Source organism: Leptolyngbya sp. GGD, assembly GCF_026735145.1.
Classification (GTDB): Bacteria; Cyanobacteriota; Cyanobacteriia; order Leptolyngbyales; family Leptolyngbyaceae; genus Leptolyngbya; species Leptolyngbya boryana.
Map to the genome: position 1 here is coordinate 507146 of NZ_JAPQKE010000004.1, position 19287 is coordinate 526432.

Annotated in this window: 19 protein-coding genes; 11 read left to right on the forward strand and 8 right to left on the reverse strand. The window is 46.3% G+C overall.

Translation table 11 applies throughout. The features are described from left to right. Window positions 1-178: 178 nt before the first annotated feature. Window positions 179-1645 (forward strand): xylulokinase, encoded by a 1467-nt coding sequence (gene xylB / locus OU814_RS21600; RefSeq protein ID WP_268242045.1) that lies wholly within the window; start codon window positions 179-181, stop codon window positions 1643-1645. A gap of 26 nt (window positions 1646-1671) precedes the next feature. Here xylB and OU814_RS21605 read toward each other — a convergent pair whose 3' ends face one another. Then, the gene (locus OU814_RS21605) at window positions 1672-2901 is read right to left on the reverse strand and encodes an ROK family transcriptional regulator (RefSeq protein WP_017287278.1); all 1230 of its coding nucleotides are present in this window, start codon (window positions 2899-2901) and stop codon (window positions 1672-1674) included. A gap of 108 nt (window positions 2902-3009) precedes the next feature. Here OU814_RS21605 and OU814_RS21610 point away from each other — a divergent pair, with 108 nt between their 5' ends. After that, window positions 3010-3312: a hypothetical protein gene (locus OU814_RS21610; RefSeq protein WP_026148523.1), complete on the forward strand. Its 303-nt coding sequence runs from the start codon at window positions 3010-3012 to the stop codon at window positions 3310-3312. Between the two features lie 99 nt (window positions 3313-3411). On the opposite strand, the gene OU814_RS21615 is transcribed toward OU814_RS21610, so the two are convergent. Then, a complete protein-coding gene (locus OU814_RS21615; RefSeq protein WP_017287276.1) occupies window positions 3412-4374 on the reverse strand; it encodes a sugar-binding transcriptional regulator in 963 nt (320 codons plus the stop codon). Window positions 4375-4508: 134 nt separating this feature from the next. Beyond that, on the reverse strand, window positions 4509-5312 hold the full coding sequence (locus OU814_RS21620) for an SDR family NAD(P)-dependent oxidoreductase (RefSeq protein ID WP_268242046.1): 804 nt from the start codon (window positions 5310-5312) through the stop codon (window positions 4509-4511). 157 nt (window positions 5313-5469) lie between these two features. On the opposite strand from OU814_RS21620, the gene OU814_RS21625 reads away from it, so the two are divergent. From OU814_RS21625 to OU814_RS21660, 8 genes are all read left to right on the forward strand, one after another. Further along, the gene (locus OU814_RS21625) at window positions 5470-6816 is read left to right on the forward strand and encodes an ABC transporter substrate-binding protein (RefSeq protein ID WP_017287274.1); all 1347 of its coding nucleotides are present in this window, start codon (window positions 5470-5472) and stop codon (window positions 6814-6816) included. 120 nt (window positions 6817-6936) lie between these two features. Next, window positions 6937-7854: a carbohydrate ABC transporter permease gene (locus tag OU814_RS21630; protein ID WP_017287273.1), complete on the forward strand. Its 918-nt coding sequence runs from the start codon at window positions 6937-6939 to the stop codon at window positions 7852-7854. Between the two features lie 14 nt (window positions 7855-7868). Then, entirely contained in the window at window positions 7869-8690 is an 822-nt protein-coding gene (locus OU814_RS21635) for a carbohydrate ABC transporter permease (protein WP_017287272.1), read from the forward strand. Between the two features lie 36 nt (window positions 8691-8726). Next, window positions 8727-9884, forward strand: coding sequence for an ABC transporter ATP-binding protein (locus OU814_RS21640; RefSeq protein WP_268242047.1), 1158 nt, complete (start codon window positions 8727-8729; stop codon window positions 9882-9884). After that, window positions 9841-11343 (forward strand): mannitol dehydrogenase family protein, encoded by a 1503-nt coding sequence (locus OU814_RS21645; RefSeq protein WP_268242048.1) that lies wholly within the window; start codon window positions 9841-9843, stop codon window positions 11341-11343. The genes OU814_RS21640 and OU814_RS21645 overlap by 44 nt, the downstream gene beginning before the upstream one ends. Window positions 11344-11737: 394 nt before the next feature. Then, window positions 11738-12754, forward strand: a complete 1017-nt coding sequence (locus tag OU814_RS21650) for a hypothetical protein (RefSeq protein WP_017287269.1) — start codon at window positions 11738-11740, stop codon at window positions 12752-12754. 387 nt (window positions 12755-13141) lie between these two features. Next, on the forward strand, window positions 13142-13435 hold the full coding sequence (locus OU814_RS21655; RefSeq protein WP_017287268.1) for a hypothetical protein: 294 nt from the start codon (window positions 13142-13144) through the stop codon (window positions 13433-13435). A gap of 389 nt (window positions 13436-13824) precedes the next feature. Further along, window positions 13825-14832 (forward strand): hypothetical protein, encoded by a 1008-nt coding sequence (locus OU814_RS21660; RefSeq protein WP_268242049.1) that lies wholly within the window; start codon window positions 13825-13827, stop codon window positions 14830-14832. A gap of 60 nt (window positions 14833-14892) precedes the next feature. Here OU814_RS21660 and OU814_RS21665 read toward each other — a convergent pair whose 3' ends face one another. The 4 genes from OU814_RS21665 to OU814_RS21680 form a co-directional block, all read right to left on the reverse strand. Next, window positions 14893-15318 (reverse strand): hypothetical protein, encoded by a 426-nt coding sequence (locus OU814_RS21665; protein ID WP_017287266.1) that lies wholly within the window; start codon window positions 15316-15318, stop codon window positions 14893-14895. 107 nt (window positions 15319-15425) lie between these two features. Next, a complete protein-coding gene (locus OU814_RS21670) occupies window positions 15426-16124 on the reverse strand; it encodes a hypothetical protein (RefSeq protein ID WP_268242050.1) in 699 nt (232 codons plus the stop codon). Between the two features lie 210 nt (window positions 16125-16334). Then, the gene (locus OU814_RS21675; protein ID WP_268242051.1) at window positions 16335-17753 is read right to left on the reverse strand and encodes a hypothetical protein; all 1419 of its coding nucleotides are present in this window, start codon (window positions 17751-17753) and stop codon (window positions 16335-16337) included. A gap of 15 nt (window positions 17754-17768) precedes the next feature. Continuing rightward, the gene (locus OU814_RS21680) at window positions 17769-18203 is read right to left on the reverse strand and encodes a hypothetical protein (protein WP_268242052.1); all 435 of its coding nucleotides are present in this window, start codon (window positions 18201-18203) and stop codon (window positions 17769-17771) included. A gap of 241 nt (window positions 18204-18444) precedes the next feature. On the opposite strand from OU814_RS21680, the gene OU814_RS21685 reads away from it, so the two are divergent. Then, complete coding sequence (locus OU814_RS21685) at window positions 18445-18753, forward strand: ribosomal maturation YjgA family protein (protein ID WP_198421425.1); 309 nt, start codon at window positions 18445-18447, stop codon at window positions 18751-18753. On the opposite strand, the gene OU814_RS21690 is transcribed toward OU814_RS21685, so the two are convergent. After that, the gene (locus OU814_RS21690; protein WP_268242053.1) at window positions 18731-19285 is read right to left on the reverse strand and encodes a hypothetical protein; all 555 of its coding nucleotides are present in this window, start codon (window positions 19283-19285) and stop codon (window positions 18731-18733) included. The two genes, OU814_RS21685 and OU814_RS21690, sit on opposite strands and share 23 nt — an antisense overlap. Window positions 19286-19287: the final 2 nt, after the last annotated feature.

Consider the following 19287-nt stretch of genomic DNA (forward strand, 5'->3'; position numbering starts at 1 on the left):
TTGTTTCAGGGTCATTCTCTGAGAGTATGAACGCTTTGCGGAAGTTCTAATACACTTAAGGCAAGCGTATGATCATCCCGTTCCTCACCTCTGAAATTACTTCAGCCGCAAAGGAGATTCTCGCCTGATTGCATAAGAAGAAAGCCCGTTAAACCACATTCAGAACTGGGAGGGAAGCTTGGCTGACGTAGTGATAGGTCTAGATCTGGGGACAGGAGGGGTGCGTGCGATCGCGGTTGATCTGCATGGACAACTCATGGCTCAGACCACAAAAAGTTATCCCCTGTTCACACCACAACCGGGTTGGACAGAGCAAAATCCGGCAGATTGGGTAGAAGCTAGCCTGAAGGCTTTATCAGACATTGCTCAACAGCTTAGTGAACATCGTGCGATCGCGCTCGGGTTATCCGGGCAAATGCACGGGATGGTTCCGCTCGATGCAGAAGGTCATGTAATCAGACCCGCGATTTTGTGGAATGACCAGCGTACTGGAAAAGCGGTAGAAGCGATCGAAGCTGAAATTCCTCGTCAAGAATTGATTCAACGAACTGGCAATCCTGCAATTACAGGGTTTCAGCTTCCAAAGCTTGTCTGGTTGCGAACAGAAGAGCCACAAGCCTATGCCCAAGTTCGGCAAATCTTGCTGCCTAAGGATTATTTGGGCTATGTCCTAACTGGCGTAGCGGTTACAGAACCCTCCGATGCTTCAGGAACAGGCTGTCTGAATCTAGCAAATCGGCAATGGGACATTGATATTCTGAATGCGCTTGAGATGAATCCAGCCTGGTTTCCACCTGTCGTGGAGTCTACGGCGATCGCCGGGCGCTTGAAACCAGAGATCGCAGCACACGTGGGGCTACCAGCCGGATTACCCGTCATTGCTGGAGGGGGTGATAATGCCGCCGCCGCAATTGGGTTGGGAATTTCAGCCAGTAATCTGAATCGAGGAAGTCTGAGTATCGGTACGTCGGGCGTGATTTTTGCGCCTCTGGAGCATCCTATCCCTGATCCAGAAGGGCAAGTGCATTTGTTTTGTCACGCGGATGGCGGCTATCACTTGCTAGGTGTGACGCTCGCAGCAGGTGGCTCGTTGCGCTGGTATCGAGACACGATCGCTCCCCAAATTGCCTTCGCGGATCTGATGCAGTTGGCGGAACGTTCACAGCCGGGTGCTCGGGGTGTTTTATTTCTGCCTCACCTTGCGGGAGAACGCAGCCCTCACCTTGATCCAGAAACTCGGGGTGCCTGGGTCAATCTAGCTTTAGCCCATTCGCAAGCTGATCTCATCCGGGCTGTACTGGAAGGCGTTGCATTCAGTCTACGAGAAGCCTTGGATATAATTCACAACATCACTCCAATGAAGCAACTCTTGGCAACCGGAGGAGGAGCACGATCGAGTGTTTGGCTCAAGATTCTAGCAGATATTTTGCAGACAGAATTGATTGCACCTAAAGCTGAAGAAGGTGCTGCCTATGGAGCTGCAATTCTAGCGATGGTAGGAGTTGGGGTGTATTCCAATTTAGAAGCTGCATTTCAGATCCTTCCCCAAGCTGAAGACGTTGTACAACCACAGAAAAATCTAATTTATGAGTCTGCTTTTCAAAAATATCAGCAATTATATGAAGCTCTTAAAGCAGTGCGTTGAATCATTCACGACTATTCAATAGCCATTCACACGATATGATGCAGCAGTAATAAATCAGGCATTTGAAACAGTGATTGATAAACCAGGACTGCACCCCCGATCGCTGTAGAATCCTTTCCAAATCTAGAAATCTTGAGCCGAAAACGAGCAGCCTGATCAAAACCATAGCCGCTCCCATCCGGCAAGCAACCTTGCAACATTTCATCAAACTGATCTCGCACATAGGGGATTAATCCTGCGAGTTGTCCTCCAAAGACAATCTGTTCTGGATTCAGTACTCCAACCAATCCTCGAACTCCCCAACTCAGATATTTTCCCCACTCGTTCACGACAGCTTGAGCGATCGCGTCACCCCCTTCTAAACAGCACAGCAGAGTTTCAAGATTGATGATTTCTCCAGTGCGGCGGTAATAGGCGTGTAATAGACCTCGCTTGCTGCACAAAGCTTCAAAGGTTCCAGGACGCACATCGGCTGGAGTATCAGAATCGTGCGGGTCAATCATCAGTTCAGATACTTCACTAGCAGTACCTCCCGCTCCACGGACTAGGCGATTGTTTAAGACCATGCCAGCGCCAATACCAACATTGAGAAATAAGTAAAGCAAACTATGACTGGGCATCGATCCACTCAAGTACATCTCAGCGAGAGCACCTGCATTAGCATCGTTTTCAATGTAGAGCGGCACATCCAGATATAGATCCAAATAAGTTCGTAAGTCGATATTCTTCCAGCCTAGTCTGGGAGCACGAAGGACAATTCCTTGCCGATCTAAACTCCCTGGAATCGTGATACCAATTCCCCGCGATCGCGCTTTACTCTCTGGGTTTGCTTCCCAGACCTGTTGAATTAACTCAATTAACTGCTGAGCAATAATGTCTGGAGCCGTGTCGGTAATCGGGATTTCGACTCGTCGGGTCACTTGAGCTGCAAAATTCAGTTCGACAACTCGCAAGATTTCATCTTCGATCGCAACTCCAATAAAAAAAGCACCTTCTGGATTGAGTTCTAGCTCGATGCCAGGTCGCCCGCCTTCAGTTCCAGATGCCGTTGATTTTCCCTCACGTACCAGTCCAGCCTCAATTAATTCAGCCGTAATGAGAGTAACCGTTGAACGAGTCAAGCCAGTTCGATGGGCAATCTGAGCACGGGTCAGATGGGGCAAATACCGTAATAGGCTGAGAATTCGCGTAAAGTTAATTTGCTTCAGCAAGCTCGCATCCGTCGCCAGGGGTTTCTTACTGAGGTTTGCTTTCATAAGAAACTATCCAACTTCAGGTTTGTTGAGATGACAAACAATCATAAGGGTGTTTGTTCACGATTCAAACAATCTAAGGTGGGATTGTAGTGTTAAGGAGTCTTAATGATGCGAACGTTTCAACAGCAACGAAACTACGAACGGCTTGAACAACTTCCGCCACAACTTGATCAATTAACTGCCTCAAGCTTCCGCTGGATTTGGGAGGTTTTGTCGAATCTCTGGCAATTACCTTCTAGCGAACCCAAGGTTCGACAGAAAATGGATAGCTCTGGCACTCTATACTGGCAGGCTTATGATCCTCTGCATCATCTCACTATCCGCTTCGAGGATGAGCAAGCAGTCATGGAGTGGTTAGATAGACAAATCTATCGGCGCTCACGGGCAAATTTATGGAACATCGATGGATAGGCTACTAATTTCCAGCCTTGAGAGTGATTAAGAAGACTGTATAAGGCTTCAATTCACACAGTCGTTCTTGATCAATTCTGGGTTGATGTTCTACCGCACTTACACTTTGGCAAGAATTGCTTCAGCAACGGCTTTATCAGTGACGAGTCCTGTAATGAGCTTACCCCGCATCGCAGCTAGAATGGCTTCTGCCTTTTTTTCACTCCCTGCAACACCAATGACCAAACGCTGAGCGGGTTGCTGCAAAGGAACGCTGGCGACGCGACTATTGATACCTTCTTGTAGCAAAACTCCCTCGTAGTTATATGCCCAACCTGCAATCTCTCCAACTGCTCCTAGCTCAATCAATTTCGCAACTTCTTCATCGTTAATAAAGCCGTCCTGATGAAGTGGAGCATTCCAAACAATATGACCAATCCCAACAAATGTTACTTTCGCCTGCTCTGCTAAGGTTTTTACGGTGATAAACGATCGCTGTGTCTGTAATAGCTGCCGTTCTTCAACGCTGGTCGCAACAACCGGAGTCGGAACAGGATAGGCTTGAGAACCGACGCGATCGGCGAGATGCATAACAACTTCATAACGACCCGCACGCCCATAGTGGGACAGGTTGCCAATAATAGAGATAATTTTGTGTTGAGGTTGATCCATTGCTGGAATCTGTTCCACCATTGCACGCAATGTCCGCCCAGAAGAGAATGCCAGAATCGTTGGAGCTTTTGCGAGCAAGTAAGTTTCTAGATAACCAGCAGCACACACACCAATCCCGCTGAGGTCGTCATTTTTGCTCGTATCACTGGGGACTACTTCACACAAAGACAATTGGAATTTGTCCCGTAATGATTCAGCTAGCTCGATACACTCCTTTAACGGATGATCAAGGCGAAACTTGATCAGTTTTTCGCTAACCGCCAACGCAACTAGGCGTTGAGCAGCCTGGCGGGAGACATTGAGCTTACTGGCAACTTCTTCTTGAGTGTTGCCACCAATGTAATAGAGCCAAGCTGCATGAGCCGCAAGATCCAGTTTACGATCGCGTCGCTCAATAAAAGGTTCTCCCATATCTCACCATCCAGAAAAAAGCATCTACCCAAAGAGATTTTTGAGCCTATATCTAAAGCTAGAGCATTTGCTCAAATCTCTTTGTCAGGTTTATCACATTTCTCTCACAAAAATCTACTCAAATTCTGCGATCGCTATTGTCCCCCCGTAATGTCCAGGTTAAATCCTGTAATGTAACTCGCTTCATCACTCATGAGAAAAGCAACCCCGTTGGCAACCTCTTCTAAACTACCTAGACGGCGCATGGGGACTGAGTTGATCATTTGTTGTTCTACCATTTTGGGATCGAGATCAAAATACTGAGAACCCACTGCTGCCTGCAATTCAGTTTGCCGTGTCCACATTACACCTGGCCCAATAAGTGAAGGAGAGAGAGAATTCACTCGAATTCCGTAAGCTGCTAAATCTTTTGCAGCCGTTTGAGTCATGCCAATCACGGCAAACTTGGAAGCTGCATAAGCCAGCATGTTCGGAGGACCATCCACTCCTGCATGGCTCGCCATATTGACGATAGCGCCACCCCCTGAATCCCGGAGATGCTGAGCCGCAGCTTTTAGCACATGAAAAACGCCAATGACATTGATATCTATGACCTTTTGAAAATCATCCGCTGGATACTCATCCGTTTTGGCAAAGACTCCTTGATAACCAGCATTGTTAAAGATGTAGTCAATCTGTCCAACCTGCGCCACAGCATCCGAGAATGCTTTCGCCACACTGTCTGCAAGCGTCACATCACACTGAAATGCACCAAGAGGGACATTGTACTCCTCTAATTCCTGCACCACTTCTGCCATTTTGGTTTCATTCAAATCCAGCAAAACTACTCCAGCACCATTGGCTGCAAAGCGTTGTGCCGTTGCTTTTCCAATATCTCCAGCACCACCTGTGATTAAAATCGTTTTTCCCTCAAACGAATAAGTTGCGTTTGCCGTCACGGTCTTATCTCCTTGTTAATCAAGAATTGTTTCAAATCCGAATGAACGATTTAGTTTTAGAACTGAGATCAGTATGATTTCTATTATTGAGCTTTTGCCCAAGAGTGGAGCATAAACTCGATATTACTTGCTCGATCTTTAATATAAGGAGCTAGCGATGCGTACACCTCGCTTCGCCAAGATCATCGTTGTGTTCCTGATTGGCATGATGTTGACGCAACTGTTACATGCTTGTTCTTCAGGTTCGCAAGCGGCAGAAAAAACAAGACTCACGATCGCCACCGTCAATAACGGCGATATGGTGATCATGCAAGAGCTTTCCAGCCAGTTTGAGAAAGCGAACCCCGACATTCAACTGAGATGGGTCGTGTTGGAAGAAAATGTATTGCGCCAGCGGGTCACGACTGATGTTGCCAGCCAAGGTGGGCAATTTGATGTTTTGACGATCGGATCTTATGAGACTCCGATCTGGGCAAGACGCGATTGGCTCAGACCACTAAATTTGCCTGCTAGCTATGATGTCAACGACCTGTTAAAACCGATTCGAGAAGGACTTTCTAATGACGGCAAACTCTATGCGGTGCCGTTCTATGGCGAAAGTTCGATGCTTTATTATCGCAAGGATTTATTTGAAAAAGCAGGAATTACGGTTCCTGAACAGCCCACCTATCCTCAAATTAAAGAGTGGGCAAGTAAAATCCATGATCCCAAAAATGGGGTTTATGGCGTGTGCTTACGGGGGAAACCGGGTTGGGGTGAAAATATGGGGTTCATTTCAACGCTCGTGAATACCTATGGAGGTCAATGGTTTGACACGAACTGGAATCCAACCATTAATACACCCGCTTGGAAAGAAGCGATCACCTACTATGTAGATCTCATGCGGAACTACGGCCCACCTGGAGCAAGTTCTAATGGATTCAATGAAAATTTAGCCTTGTTCTCAACAGGCAAGTGCGGAATGTGGGTTGATGCAACCGTTGCGGCGGGACTCCTCTCGAACCCGAAAGAGTCTAAAGTGTATGACAAGCTAGGCTTTGCTCGTGCCCCGATCGAGAAATATCCCAATGGTTCAAATTGGCTCTGGGCTTGGGCTTTAGCAGTTCCTAAAACCTCGAAAGCACCAGAAGCAGCGGAACGGTTTATTGCTTGGGCAACCTCGAAAGAGTATATCCAGCTAGTTGCTGAACAAAATGGTTGGGTTGCCGTACCACCGGGTACTCGCACTTCCACCTATCAGAATCCTAACTATCAAAAAGCCGCTCCTTTTGCCTCGATCGTGCTGCGTTCTATCCAATCTGCTGATGTCACCCGACCTGCGGCTCAACCCACACCTTATAAAGGCATTCAGTATGTGGATATTCCAGAATTCCAAGCGATTGGATCATCGACTGGACAAACGATCGCGGCTGCACTGACTGGGAGTACCTCTGTTGATCAAGCATTGCAGCAATCTCAACGCACAACGGAGCGCTTCATGAGACATACAGGCTATATCCAGTAGGGACAGATTGAGCAGCAGTTTTCAAGGTTACTCAATCGCTTGAGATCTGTTCCTACTTTCTGACCAATGCGGTTCAAAGACCATTCAATTTGCGATCGTTAAAACTATGTCTTCAAAACTATGTCTTCAATTGTTGTAGAACGTCACCCCGAAACACCGCCACCCAGACGACGAACTCGTCGTCAGGCATCAACCTTACCGCTTGTTGCGCCTTCCGTCATTGCGCTGCTGCTATGGATGATTGTGCCGCTGGTGATGACCATCTGGTTTTCTTTTCAGCGGTATAACCTGTTGAATCCAGATGCACAAAAGTTCATTGGGATTGAGAATTTCACCTTTATCCTCGGTGATTCAGGTTTTTGGATTTCGCTTGGGACTACGATCGTGCTAGTTGCTGCCGTTTTGGCAATTACGATCGGACTTGGGACATTACTCGCCATCTTGTTTGATCAAGACTTTCCCGGACAGGGAATTGCGCGGGTGCTAGCGATTTCTCCTTTCTTTGTCATGCCTACAGTTAGTGCATTGATTTGGAAGAATATGCTGATGCATCCGGTCAATGGGTTGTTTGCTCAAATTACACGAGGCTTAGGATTAGGCGCGATCGATTGGTTTGCCAATTTCCCATTACTAGCAATCATCATCATTGTGTCATGGGAGTGGCTTCCTTTTGCGTTGCTGATCTTATTGACCGCAATTCAGTCGCTTGATCATGAGCAGTTAGAAGCTGCTCGGATGGATGGCGCAAATGCGATCGCGCTATTCCGATTTGTGATGCTACCGCATCTGAGTCGTGCGATCGCCGTTGTCGCAATGATTGAAACAATTTTCTTCCTCACCATCTTTGCGGAAATCTTCGTAACGACGGGTGGTGGGCCTGGTTTAGCAACAACAAACCTAGCCTATTACATCTTCCTGAAAGCGCTACTAGAATTTGATGTCGGTGGTGCTTCAGCCGGTGGTTTGATTGCCGTAATTTTGGCAAATATCGTAGCAATCTTCTTGTTGCGGAGTGTTGCTCGTAATTTGGATACCTAATTGGGGCACTTAAAATGGCACGTAAAAATTCTCGTACATGGCTGTGGGCAGTGCTGGGCTGGTTAACTGCTTTACTCCTGTTCTTCCCAATCTTCTGGATGTTTATTACCAGTTTCAAAACTGAAGTTGCTGCGGTTGCGACTCCACCTCAGTTGTTCTTCCAGCCAACCGTGGAAAATTATGTGACTATCCAGGATCGGGCAAGTTACTTCAATTATGCGTTTAACAGCGTAGCCGTTTCCCTCGGCTCAACGATTCTTGCACTACTGCTTGCTATTCCTGCTGCCTATGCGATGGCATTCTTCCCCACCAAACGCACCAAGGGAACCTTGACCTGGATGTTGTCCACCAAAATGCTACCGTCTGTTGGCGTTTTGGTTCCCATCTACATCCTGTGTCGGAATGCGGGGCTGCTAGATACTCGTCTCGCTTTGATTATCATTTACACGCTGACCAATTTACCGATCGTCGTTTGGATGATCTATAGCTTCTTCAAAGATGTCCCCAAAGAAATTCTAGAAGCCGATCGAATGGATGGTGCTAGTACTCAACAAGAACTTCGCCACGTGTTACTGCCATTAGCACTGCCGGGAATTGCTTCTACTGCGCTACTATCTATCATTCTGTCGTGGAACGAAGCCTTCTGGAGCTTGAATCTCACCACGTCTGATGCAGCTCCACTCACTGCGTTTATTGCTTCATTCTCCAGTCCGCAGGGATTGTTCTGGGCAAAGCTTTCTGCTGCATCAACGTTAGCGATCGCACCCATTCTCATCTTTGGTTGGTTAAGCCAACGACAATTAGTTCGAGGTCTGACCTTTGGCGCCGTGAAATAGCATCTGCTTGTTTTTAATCATCGATAGGAGCAGTTCATGTCTACAGTTACTTTAAGAAATATCCATAAACGGTACACTGACGTTGAAATCATCAAAGGCATTGATCTGGATATTAACGATCGTGAGTTTGTGGTGTTTGTGGGTCCATCGGGCTGTGGGAAATCAACATTACTTCGCATGATTGCTGGACTTGAGGACATTTCCTCGGGGGATCTGTTGATTGATGGAGAACGGGTGAATGATGTACCACCCGACAAACGGGGATTAGCCATGGTGTTCCAAACCTATGCGCTCTATCCCCACATGACCGTGGCAGAAAATATGGCATTCAGTCTACGGCTCTCGGGTATGCCAAAAGCACGACGAATGGAACGGGCGCGAGATGTTGCTCGTATCCTGCAATTAGAACCTCTCTTAAACCGGAAGCCGAAAGAGCTATCGGGCGGTCAACGTCAGCGCGTCGCGATCGGTCGGGCACTTGTTCGGAATCCCAAGGTATTTTTGTTTGATGAACCTTTGTCAAACTTAGATGCAGCTTTGCGAGTACAGATGCGGCTAGAACTTGCAAGCCTACACGATAGCCTGCAATCCACGATGATTTATGTCACGCACGATCAGGTCGAAGCAATGACACTTGCCGATAAGATTGTGGTCTTGCAGGGCGGGATTGTGGAACAAGTAGGATCACCGCTGGAACTCTACCATCATCCTCGAAATCTATTCGTGGCTGGATTCATCGGTTCACCGAAAATGAACTTTCTCCCCGTCACGGTATCCGCCGTCAATGACTCCGGGACAACAGTTCAACTTCCGGGGGGTGCTCGCGTGACCATTCCCGTTAGACCTGGAAGCCTCTCTACTGGAGATGGCGCAACCTTAGGAATTCGACCAGAACACTTAAGACTGGATCACAATGATCCAACTCTGACAGGTGAAGTGCTTGTCGTAGAACAACTAGGTGGAGAAACATTTCTCTACGTCAGAATTGCGGGGGGTGACACATTGGTTGTGCAAACCGATGGTGACAATCCTAGCCGGATGCACGATCGCGCATTTATTCATGTAGATGGCGATCTGTGCCACCTGTTTGATCAAAACGGTGAATCTGTTCCCAAAGCTCGTCGTCACCACTTAACAATGGATGAATCCCATGAACCCCAATATCAAAACCGAATCAGCCATCAAGCTGAATGAAGCATCTCTTTCTCGTTTAACGAGTGATGTTCGCATTCCCCAATACGATCGCCATCAAATCAAGAATGGAATTATTCACATTGGGGTAGGCGGATTTCATCGCGCCCATCAAGCCCTTTATCTTGACGATTACCTTCACCAGCATCCCAACAGTGATTGGGGCATTTGCGGAGTTGGCTTGCTGGAATTCGATCAGCGGATGCGAGATGCTTTGAAGTCACAAGATTGCTTATACACCCTAGTAGAGCGATCGCCCGAAAGCGATAATGCTAGAGTCATTGGTTCGATTACACAGTACCTATTTGCACCAGAAAATCGGCAAGCTGTGATTGATACCTTAGCCCATCCCCAATGTCGCATTGTGACACTCACGATTACAGAAGGAGGCTACTACTACATTGAAGGCAGCGGTGAATTTGATGTCAATCACCCAACAATTCAGCATGATTTACAACATCCAGATCAACCGATCGGGGTCTATGGCTTTTTGACAGCTGCATTAGATCAACGTCGTCAACAGGGAGTAGCACCCTTTACTGTCCTGTCTTGCGATAACTTGCAGGGGAACGGCAATATTGTTAAAAAAATGCTAACAGCTTTTGCAGAACTGCACGATCCAGAGTTGGGGCGTTGGATTACTGACCATGTTGCTTTTCCAAACTGTATGGTCGATCGCATTACTCCCGCGACCACTCCAGCGGATATTGAAATGGTTCGGAATCAGTTTGGCATTGAAGATGCTTTTCCAGTCGTTGCTGAACCTTTTCTTCAGTGGGTCATCGAAGATAACTTCTGTGCAGGTAGACCGGAACTCGAAGCAGTGGGCGTTCAATTTACAAATGATGTTCATCCTTACGAGATGATGAAGATTCGCCTGCTCAACGCTAGCCATCTGCTGATCGGCTATCTCGGCACATTGATGGGCTATTCCTATGTTCATGAAGCAATGGCTGATCAGTTAATTCGACAAGCCGTTGAACAGTTGATGGAGGAAGTAACTTCTACGCTTCAGCCTGTTCCCGGAATTGACTTGGACACCTATAAAAAGACATTGATTGAGCGGTTTGCAAATCCCAAAATCCGAGATCAGCTTCCACGCTTGTGTTTCAATAGTTCAGCTAAGCTACCTAAGTGGGTGCTCAGTCCACTGCGGGAGAAACTACAGCAAGGTGAATCCATTGACTATCTGAGTTTGATGATCGCTGCTTGGTTCCGCTACTTAAATGGACTGGATGACCAGAAGAAGCCGATTTCAATTGATGATCCAATGGCAGATGCTCTCACTCAACGTGCCCAAGCAGGCGGTTCCGATCCCAGTAGTCTCTTCGGGCTTTCTGAACTTTTTGGCGATCTCCCGCAGTCCTCGCGTTTCGTTGAGGCAGTGACGCATCATCTCCGCAATCTATATGATCTCGGAGCAAAAGAGACCTTAATCGGGCTGCTTCAGGTTCATCAATGAAGAGATTGAAGTTACTCGCTCGTGAAGCGTTCCCGTCATCATAAGGCGCTTAGTGTTGGGCGAAATCCATTCTGAGGAACATTCTCAAAATTTATCTGATTTGTCAAGCGTGACTATCTTCGCCTGCTCTCTAAAAACAATTATGAGGTTTTTATCGAGAATGGGAAATCTTTGAGAGTCTTCGCATCCGTATTCGCAAATCGGAGTTGCTTTGGGATGGCTGTCAATCGCTCAAAACTAGCATTGTGTTTCAAGATTTGTAGCCTCAGCAATCAAGAGTGCTTGCAAACAAACGCTGGCTCTGGGGACACTGGCGTTAACTTTGGCTTGGCAGGTTAGGCAGGTCTGAGAAGAAGTATGATTTATTACCTATTACTATTCCAGATTTCATCTCATGGTGACAATTCCTGAGCAAGCGACATTAGATAGCCTCGAAAAGCGATCGGGCGACATTGTGCAACTGGCACGACAGCATGACTCCGATAGTCAAGCTACTCTATCTGCCAAGCGTCGCTTCTTTCTAGTCGAACTCGATGTCGCAGGGCTTTCCCCAGATAGCATCACGCCTGAACAAATTGCAGCTATCCAAGCACAAGGCTATCCCAATCTCGTCATACTGCTTCAGGCGTTTTACCAGATTCGTGAATATTCTAGTTCGCCTGAGCGTTTGCAATGGAACCCAGATACCCAACCGGGTCGAACCAATGTCCCGATTTGTATGGATTGGTTCATTGCATCGATCGTGCCTGAAGAATTGAATCAGTTCGATTTCCTCAGTCGGTGTGAGCGAATTTGGACTGACTCGGCTCCTGCGGGCGAGGGAATGCTGTTTACGCGCATTTTTAATTATCAAGTCAAATTTGTTACAGGTTATGAGGATGGTCTGCGGTTAGTTCTTTGTCGGGTTGAAGTGGGAGCGCGATCGCATCCACCGCAAGTCTCTCGTCGCCCAACGTTCGCTGTGAAACCCTTTGATCTCACCCGACGAATGGATGCCTATGATGACAGTCCTGATGGTGAGGATTGGAATTGTCCTGTCAAAGTGCCGATGGGAATTTCGCGGTGGGATTTTACGCTAGCTGAAATCGATCGCCAAGATTTCAAGCAACTCAGGGAGCAATTGGGAGACGCAAATTTTCAGACGATCGTAGAAACGCAAGGGTATGTCCATCCTCAAAATGAACTTTCTACGTATCGGGGCGAAGACGATTTGCCTTTGCGCTACTATATTCGCGAAACGGATCAAGCCAAGGTCAAGGATTTAATTCTGGTCAGTTTCGGCGAATTTCAACCCTGCCGATGGGTGGCACATATTGAAGGAATTTGGCAAATCATCGAAGAGGACGAGCCGACACCTGAAAGCAAGCCTGTAGAAGCTGCTTCAATTCCTGAACTTGCGCAATTGGGGTAATTGTTGCCATTCGGATTTCATTTTGGATTGGCGGGTTATTGATCCTGAGTGCGATCGCTTGGGTTCTATGTCAAGGTTACGTTCAGCAGAGAAGATGAAAAAAGTCTTTGGAATTCGAGATCGCGGTGATTGTTTGCAATTTTTACCCTAGCTATATTTGAACTAGCTACAGTTCGTGACTCGCAATTCCAGAGGCATTTTAGCGATTTCAGGAAATGTACTGAATTAAAGCAGAATACATCGTACGCTAAGCCTTATGATTCCCGTGTTTTGCTCATCCGAATTCAGAGCAAAGCTTTGCCATAGTCAAGCAAGAAGAGTAGTGAAACACAGACCTATTACTCTGTCTGTTCCAATCTCTTCTGATTCAAAATTCTTGCTAAAACCATGAAAAAAACGTTCATTCTTGCAGCACTTGCGCTCATGCCAACTGTTGCCTTTGCGATGCCGTCAGTGGCTACTGTTTACATCAAGTACTCCAATCAAGACTCCCAAAAGCATGTGATGAAAGTTCGCATGGATGGCTCAAACAAAGAAGTCACATTTGAAGCAAGAACAACGGGGGCAGCCACGATTCAAGGCAGCGGTCGAGAAGCAACGATTGAAACTGCTTGTGGCAAAGTCGAAATCAAAGACGATTCTAAGATTGAAATCAAGAACGGCTGTATCAAAATTCAGTAATTTTCTGAGATAAAGTGATCTCCTGCTCACCACTAGCAGGAGATTTTTTCGTCTATGCATCCTACCAAGTATCATTAATTGAAGGGTTCAAGGGTCGATCCATGAAACAACAATCGGTTTGGCAGTCAGGGATTGTTCGCACTCAGTGGTGTCGCTGCTTTGGTGCAATCAAATTCGTGAAGGGCAAATAGTATTGAATGTAGGATAGCGAGTGTGGGTACGATATACAATCGATTCCCATTGATTCTACGTCATCATCTCAGAGTAAGGCAGTGCAATACACAAGAAGCCTATTACATCATCCCAGGCGGCAGGAAGTTATTACCCAAATCAGTCTCAAACAATTGGTGAAGTGGGATATTACTGCTCAGCCTAAAATCATAGGAGAGATGCAACTCAGTTCTTCGATCTCGAAGCATTGGACTTCAAGCCCATCCGCCGTTCTTTTACCAGATTTAGAACGAATTGCAGTGGTTCAATGCCACCTTGAACAAAATTACTTGGAGATCTACGCTTGGGAAGATTTCCGACTGATCGAGTCGATCGTAATTCCGCCGCTCTCTTCTCCAGATTTAGAGGATGAATTCCTTTCTAGGAACGATCAGAACCCTGAGATAACCCATCTGAGTGTTACTGCTTGTGGGACTTATCTGTATCTTGTTGGAGAAGGTGGACAAGTTTGCCTCTACCATTTGATCCAACATAGATGGTTACATTTAACAGCCATTAGCTTTGTTTGTCGCCACAAAATCATCTTCGATCGCGCACTCCGCTTAATGGTTGTTGAAGCTGCGGATATCGATCTCGCTTATAGCATTTATCGCATTGATGATCTAGAGCAGAATCGGTTGACTCTGATTGGGCAATTTATGGAGGTAAGTGACTGCCATCGGGGCGAATTGCAGTTGCATCCGAGGACAAATGCGATCGTTTGGACGGGCTATCATTGCCGGATCAAGTATCATACATTCCAGGCTGAACAACTGCCTGCTGCTCCAGAAGTCGAGTATCGTTTTTCATCTTGTGATCCCTATCTCGATCAGCAGTGGGGCATCAATTTTCCCTATATCCAGCATCCTCGGAGTCAGGGTTTGTGGCGAAGTTGTTTAGCATTTCCCGATGCAGATACCTTACTATTCGGCGCAGGTTTCGCGATCGTTCAAATTAATGTCACGGATGGGCGAGTCATTGCAGAATATCAAACCCAATCGATTATTCATGAGATCGAATATGATGCCGACCGGCTTCGAGTCATCGCAATCACAAATGATGGGGTGATTTTGATTCCGATCTCTGACTTCGATCCGACAACACCCTATCTTCAATCCCTTTCGCTCCCACCTGCTGCCCAGATATATCCAGCGACACCAGCTTCTAAAGGGTCAGCAGCGCCATAAGCTCTCACCTAGCTTGTGCGGCTTTTATCCAAGATAAAGGTTATCTACTGCGATCGCGCGTTAGTGACAGTTCCGATGTCCCTTGATGAAAGCAGTTTTAGGGATTGCACTACATTTAACGCCTGGAGAACCAAATCCGCTATATTGATCGAAGCTTCCTTGAACCTGCAAGTCTGGGGGAAGCTTGGCAATGCTAGTTTTGTACAAGAAAAGGGTTCCTTCAACGATCATTGCACTGGGAAGGTCTTCAATGTACGTGCCGCTAATGGTTAAATTGCCTTTGATAGTGAGTCGATCAGGCAGTCGTTTGAGATTGCCTTCTAGGGTGACGCTACGGTTAATGATGCAGCGTCCTGCTTGCTCGATCGCGCCAAATTTTCGCAAGCTCTCACAAGGCTCAGGCGGAGCAGGACGCAGGATGTAAATTCCGCTGGCTAGTAAGGGGAAAATAGAGAGAAGCGATCGCGATCTTAGTCTTGAGAACATTTGAGCCAGTGAATCCTAATTTAGAATAACTACAGATTGTTGCTAGCAGTCCCGGAAAAATTTCTATAGTTAAAGCTAGTTTCACATCATGGCAAAATGGTCAGACATCAACGTCTTAATTTTGTGAATTCGTATTCCAGAATACGCTGAAACGTAATCCAATTCGCGATCGAGACAATTTTGGGACTGCCTTCTTCTTGATCGAACCAAATCGTTCCACCTCCAATCATGACATGCTTCTGTTGTACAGAAATCATAGAGTCATCGACTTGCTTGAGTTCTTGTAAAACATCTTCTGTAAAGACTTGTGGAAAGTCACGGATCAAACTTTCCGGTTCATGATAGACCTTTTGCGATATTGTCACTGGAAATCTTACTAAGTTCGCGAAGGCTTTTGCATCTGCTTGCTCTGCTGCTAGCCGAATTTGATGGATAAACGATCTCGTTGCGGCGGGGTTCCAGCCTGCACGTTTTAACTGCTCATCTAATCGAGATTGAGTTGCGGGCGTTTTTGCTTGTGGCAAATAGGGTTGCCAGCCATTGGGTTCTAAAAGAAAGAATTCTTGTTTCCCTTCGACGAGAAAGAGTTTGACCTTCATTCCTATTTCTAAGGGCTTGGACTGTCGCTGAGAACCCGTTCGTCCCCCGGTTTTGCCGCGCCTTTCATAACGAACTTCGATCGTTTGTCCAGGTTTAAGTGGGGTTTGTCTCGATCTCGTTTTCTCTATGCTTTCTACCTGAATCGTTGCGGTATGAGCATGGATGGTTCCGTAATTAGCTGGAATTTCTTTGCTTTGATCTGACATTACAGTTCCAATCACGATGTAGTGCGAGAGCGATTTTAGGTTTTGCTCCGATAGAGGAGGTATCGCAGAATAGACGGGTGAGATGGAAGCCGAGGGGATTGATGTTGTAACTGCTATCGCAAGCACAGCCCATAAAAGTTGATTTTTCATCGTGAGTCAGTCCATGTAAGTTATCTACTCAGGTTTCCCTCCTTGATGTTTAGATTTCGCTCAATGCTCTGATTGATAAAGCCGAAGAAAGCCCCCGTCAAACCATTCTGCATAGTGAAATGGCAGTGTTCCAGAGAGGAGCATCTGACCTCGACAGTAAAGAAAACAGATTTCTTTAGAAAAATGATAGTGCAACCTCTGCAATCCCTTTCTCAAAGCAGGACGATCGCCATTCTGCCAGAGTCGTGCTAAATGGGAGGATAAACAATTCAGAAAAAACTCAGCTTTCGGTAAAGAGGGATCGGTTGCCAAAGTTGCTAGCTCATCTTCCCGATTCCTCCAATCGACAGCCATTTCCCAAGCTTCTATCGGGGACGAACAAGATTCAAGCGCAGCCCAAGCGACTAACTCCAGGTAAGTAGGTTCATTGACATTAGCAAATAACGCGATCGCATCTGCTGGCGTTTCAATTTCTAAAACAGTCAATAAAGTCATCGCATGATGATACACACGACCTGTCACAAGTCGATATTGCTTGCCATACGCCTCAAAAGGAATCGTATGGGGATACTGCAATTTTGCTTGTTTCAACTGCTGTAAACAGAGCTTGTGAAATCCTGGTTCAGGGTAAGGCGGATCAAAAAACATCCAATCTAAACTCAAACTGTCTTTGTCCCGTCTGACCGAAGCACAATCTAAATAACGCCATAGCTTCTCAGCTTGAATTACACAGCGTTGCAGGTTTGGATAAGTAGCGAGGCAATCGAGAATTTCCGTAAAGAGTTCGCGATCGAGTAGATTCGCGATCGACATTTGATTCAACAATTCATATCGAATTCCTTCCACCTGATTCGGCGTATACAAACGAGCCTGATCTTCAAAGAGCAGGAGATAGAGGCTAGCTGTTTCCTCAAGCTCATCTAAAATCTGAGGAATAAGCAAGGGTTGATCGGAACTAGCAGAGGATGCAAAGCGCACATTCCATTGAATTTCGTCCAGAACTTCAATTCCCTCAACCGCTGGAAGACATGCCCAATTTCGAGCAACCTGCATTATCTTGAACGCAGTGCGATAGGGAATACAGTACATCCGATAGAAACTCCCCGGATGCCACAAACAAATCGGTTCATTGCAAGACTGACCTTGAAGCTGATCAATCAGTTCCCAAATCGCCCAATTTTGATAAGTTTGCGGTAATTTCCAACTGTGATCGCGAATCAGTTGCTGGCTATCTCTGATCAAGAAGTGATTGGCTCCGCTAAGTTCTGAAAAATCGCACTCATTTTCATAAATTTCATGCGCCTGAAAGCACTGCCAAAACGATTCATTCTGTGCATGATGCGCCAAAAACTCAATCAGCGCTGAATCGTCATATCGAGTCAAGGCTCTGCGACTATGGCGACCAGAAAACAACACATCAGAATCGTTCTGTGCGATCGCTAATGTGTATCCATCGATTACAACAAACGTTTTTCCCATGCTTATCTCTAAAAATTAAACACACAGCTCTAACCCTGAAACTTGCTCTAGAAGTGGAACCGCGAAGGATTCACAGCGAGGCATGAGTTTTGGAAGTTCAATCCGCAGTAATGCGATCGCAGCATCAACATCCTCACAATCATAGTAGAGATGTTCCAAATGATATGCTAATAAGCCTTCAGGAATTTCTGCACTCCCGAAGCAGTTGCTAGAAGCCCAGATGATGAAAGATTCTGCTGAGCGATCGCACTCCAGAGCCAACAAATAAGCTCGAATAAAAAATTCCTCTGAGTCGTTCAGCGAAATTTGAGCCGTTTCAATCACACCTTGTTTGAGGCATACTGCCGCACCTTTAGTCGCAATCTCTAGCAAATCATAGGCAGGTTTCTCTTGAGCCAAAATCTGAGCGTCTGCCCAAGCAATCAGGCATTGCTCGGAAACAATACCCATATCCCAAAGGGTAAGTGCAATTGAGAGAGGAGTTATGCGATCGTCATTCAGCATTGAAGTCCCTAGTTTTGTCCATATTGCTATCAGTCTACTTTGAGATCATCTTCAACAAACGATGTTATGATTTCAGCAAATTATGCCCAGTGAACCATTGATGCCAAAACTATCCCTCAAGCTCAATTGGTTGAGATTCAATCAAAGTTCTTTCACCCTGTTTGCAATCCTATTTGCAATAGTTGTGATGATTGCCCTCTTCTTTCGAGATGAATGGATTCGACCGCTGCTAGGAGATGTTCTGATCGTCATGGTGATTGCTTACTTTGTTCATGCTTTTGTTGCGGTTCCACTTCGAAAAATTGCAATTGGAACGCTCATTTTTGCTTACTTAATCGAGTTTCTTCAGTTCCTGAATCTCATTGATATTCTCGGGTGGCGCAACTCCGAACTCGCTCATCTCACAATCGGATCTACCTTCGATTGGCGAGATTTGATCGCTTACACCCTTGGAATTGCGATCGTTCTTCTCACTACCAATCGTTTGAAGCTATAAACCAGTACCATTTTCCTTCTAATGGATGGAGCTTATATCCAGCCGCACCCAACGGGCTTTGTTTTAGATTGGGTTGATACGCAAAGCCGTAGGAAACCGTGTCTGGCCCTAAGCCATCTCCATGATGATACGTTCGGAAATAGTGGTCATCCCCATCACCAGCAAAGTAATCCTCAACCTGATAGATTCCAAGTTTAGAATTCAGTTCTCGTCCTTCTGGGGGCTTTTCAGGATGCACCGCAAGCCACTGTTCAAAGGCAGGTCGAGAGAGTGCAAAAGCAACCCGTCGAGGCACGTAGAACTTCAGCAGACCATAGGAAATAGCAAGCATGAGAGCGATTGCAATCACTGGGCGCATTGAACTTTGATTGCGCCATGCTTGAAGCGTCGATATCGCAACCCAACCAATTAGAATCAGCCAGAGAAGTGCGATCGCAACAAAGACAACAAATCCATTGAGCAATCCAGGATAGATGCTCAATACGAGCGTCAAGCTGCAAGTAAAAAGGGCAAATAACAATAGAAGCCGCATTC

Bases quoted from the DNA above. Each gene is read 5' to 3' on its own strand.
- OU814_RS21655 (WP_017287268.1), top strand. From the start codon at position 13,142: ATGAAAAAAACGTTCATTCTTGCAGCACTTGCGCTCATGCCAACTGTT.
- OU814_RS21640 (WP_268242047.1), top strand. From the start codon at position 8,727: ATGTCTACAGTTACTTTAAGAAATATCCATAAACGGTACACTGACGTT.
- OU814_RS21605 (WP_017287278.1), bottom strand. From the start codon at position 2,901: ATGAAAGCAAACCTCAGTAAGAAACCCCTGGCGACGGATGCGAGCTTG.
- OU814_RS21690 (WP_268242053.1), bottom strand. From the start codon at position 19,285: ATGCGGCTTCTATTGTTATTTGCCCTTTTTACTTGCAGCTTGACGCTC.
- OU814_RS21670 (WP_268242050.1), bottom strand. From the start codon at position 16,124: ATGTCAGATCAAAGCAAAGAAATTCCAGCTAATTACGGAACCATCCAT.
- OU814_RS21650 (WP_017287269.1), top strand. From the start codon at position 11,738: ATGGTGACAATTCCTGAGCAAGCGACATTAGATAGCCTCGAAAAGCGA.
- OU814_RS21610 (WP_026148523.1), top strand. From the start codon at position 3,010: ATGCGAACGTTTCAACAGCAACGAAACTACGAACGGCTTGAACAACTT.
- OU814_RS21625 (WP_017287274.1), top strand. From the start codon at position 5,470: ATGCGTACACCTCGCTTCGCCAAGATCATCGTTGTGTTCCTGATTGGC.
- OU814_RS21645 (WP_268242048.1), top strand. From the start codon at position 9,841: ATGAACCCCAATATCAAAACCGAATCAGCCATCAAGCTGAATGAAGCA.
- OU814_RS21680 (WP_268242052.1), bottom strand. From the start codon at position 18,203: ATGGGTATTGTTTCCGAGCAATGCCTGATTGCTTGGGCAGACGCTCAG.
- OU814_RS21675 (WP_268242051.1), bottom strand. From the start codon at position 17,753: ATGGGAAAAACGTTTGTTGTAATCGATGGATACACATTAGCGATCGCA.
- OU814_RS21630 (WP_017287273.1), top strand. From the start codon at position 6,937: ATGTCTTCAATTGTTGTAGAACGTCACCCCGAAACACCGCCACCCAGA.
- OU814_RS21635 (WP_017287272.1), top strand. From the start codon at position 7,869: ATGGCACGTAAAAATTCTCGTACATGGCTGTGGGCAGTGCTGGGCTGG.
- OU814_RS21660 (WP_268242049.1), top strand. From the start codon at position 13,825: ATGCAACTCAGTTCTTCGATCTCGAAGCATTGGACTTCAAGCCCATCC.
- OU814_RS21685 (WP_198421425.1), top strand. From the start codon at position 18,445: ATGATTGCCCTCTTCTTTCGAGATGAATGGATTCGACCGCTGCTAGGA.
- OU814_RS21665 (WP_017287266.1), bottom strand. From the start codon at position 15,318: ATGTTCTCAAGACTAAGATCGCGATCGCTTCTCTCTATTTTCCCCTTA.
- OU814_RS21615 (WP_017287276.1), bottom strand. From the start codon at position 4,374: ATGGGAGAACCTTTTATTGAGCGACGCGATCGTAAACTGGATCTTGCG.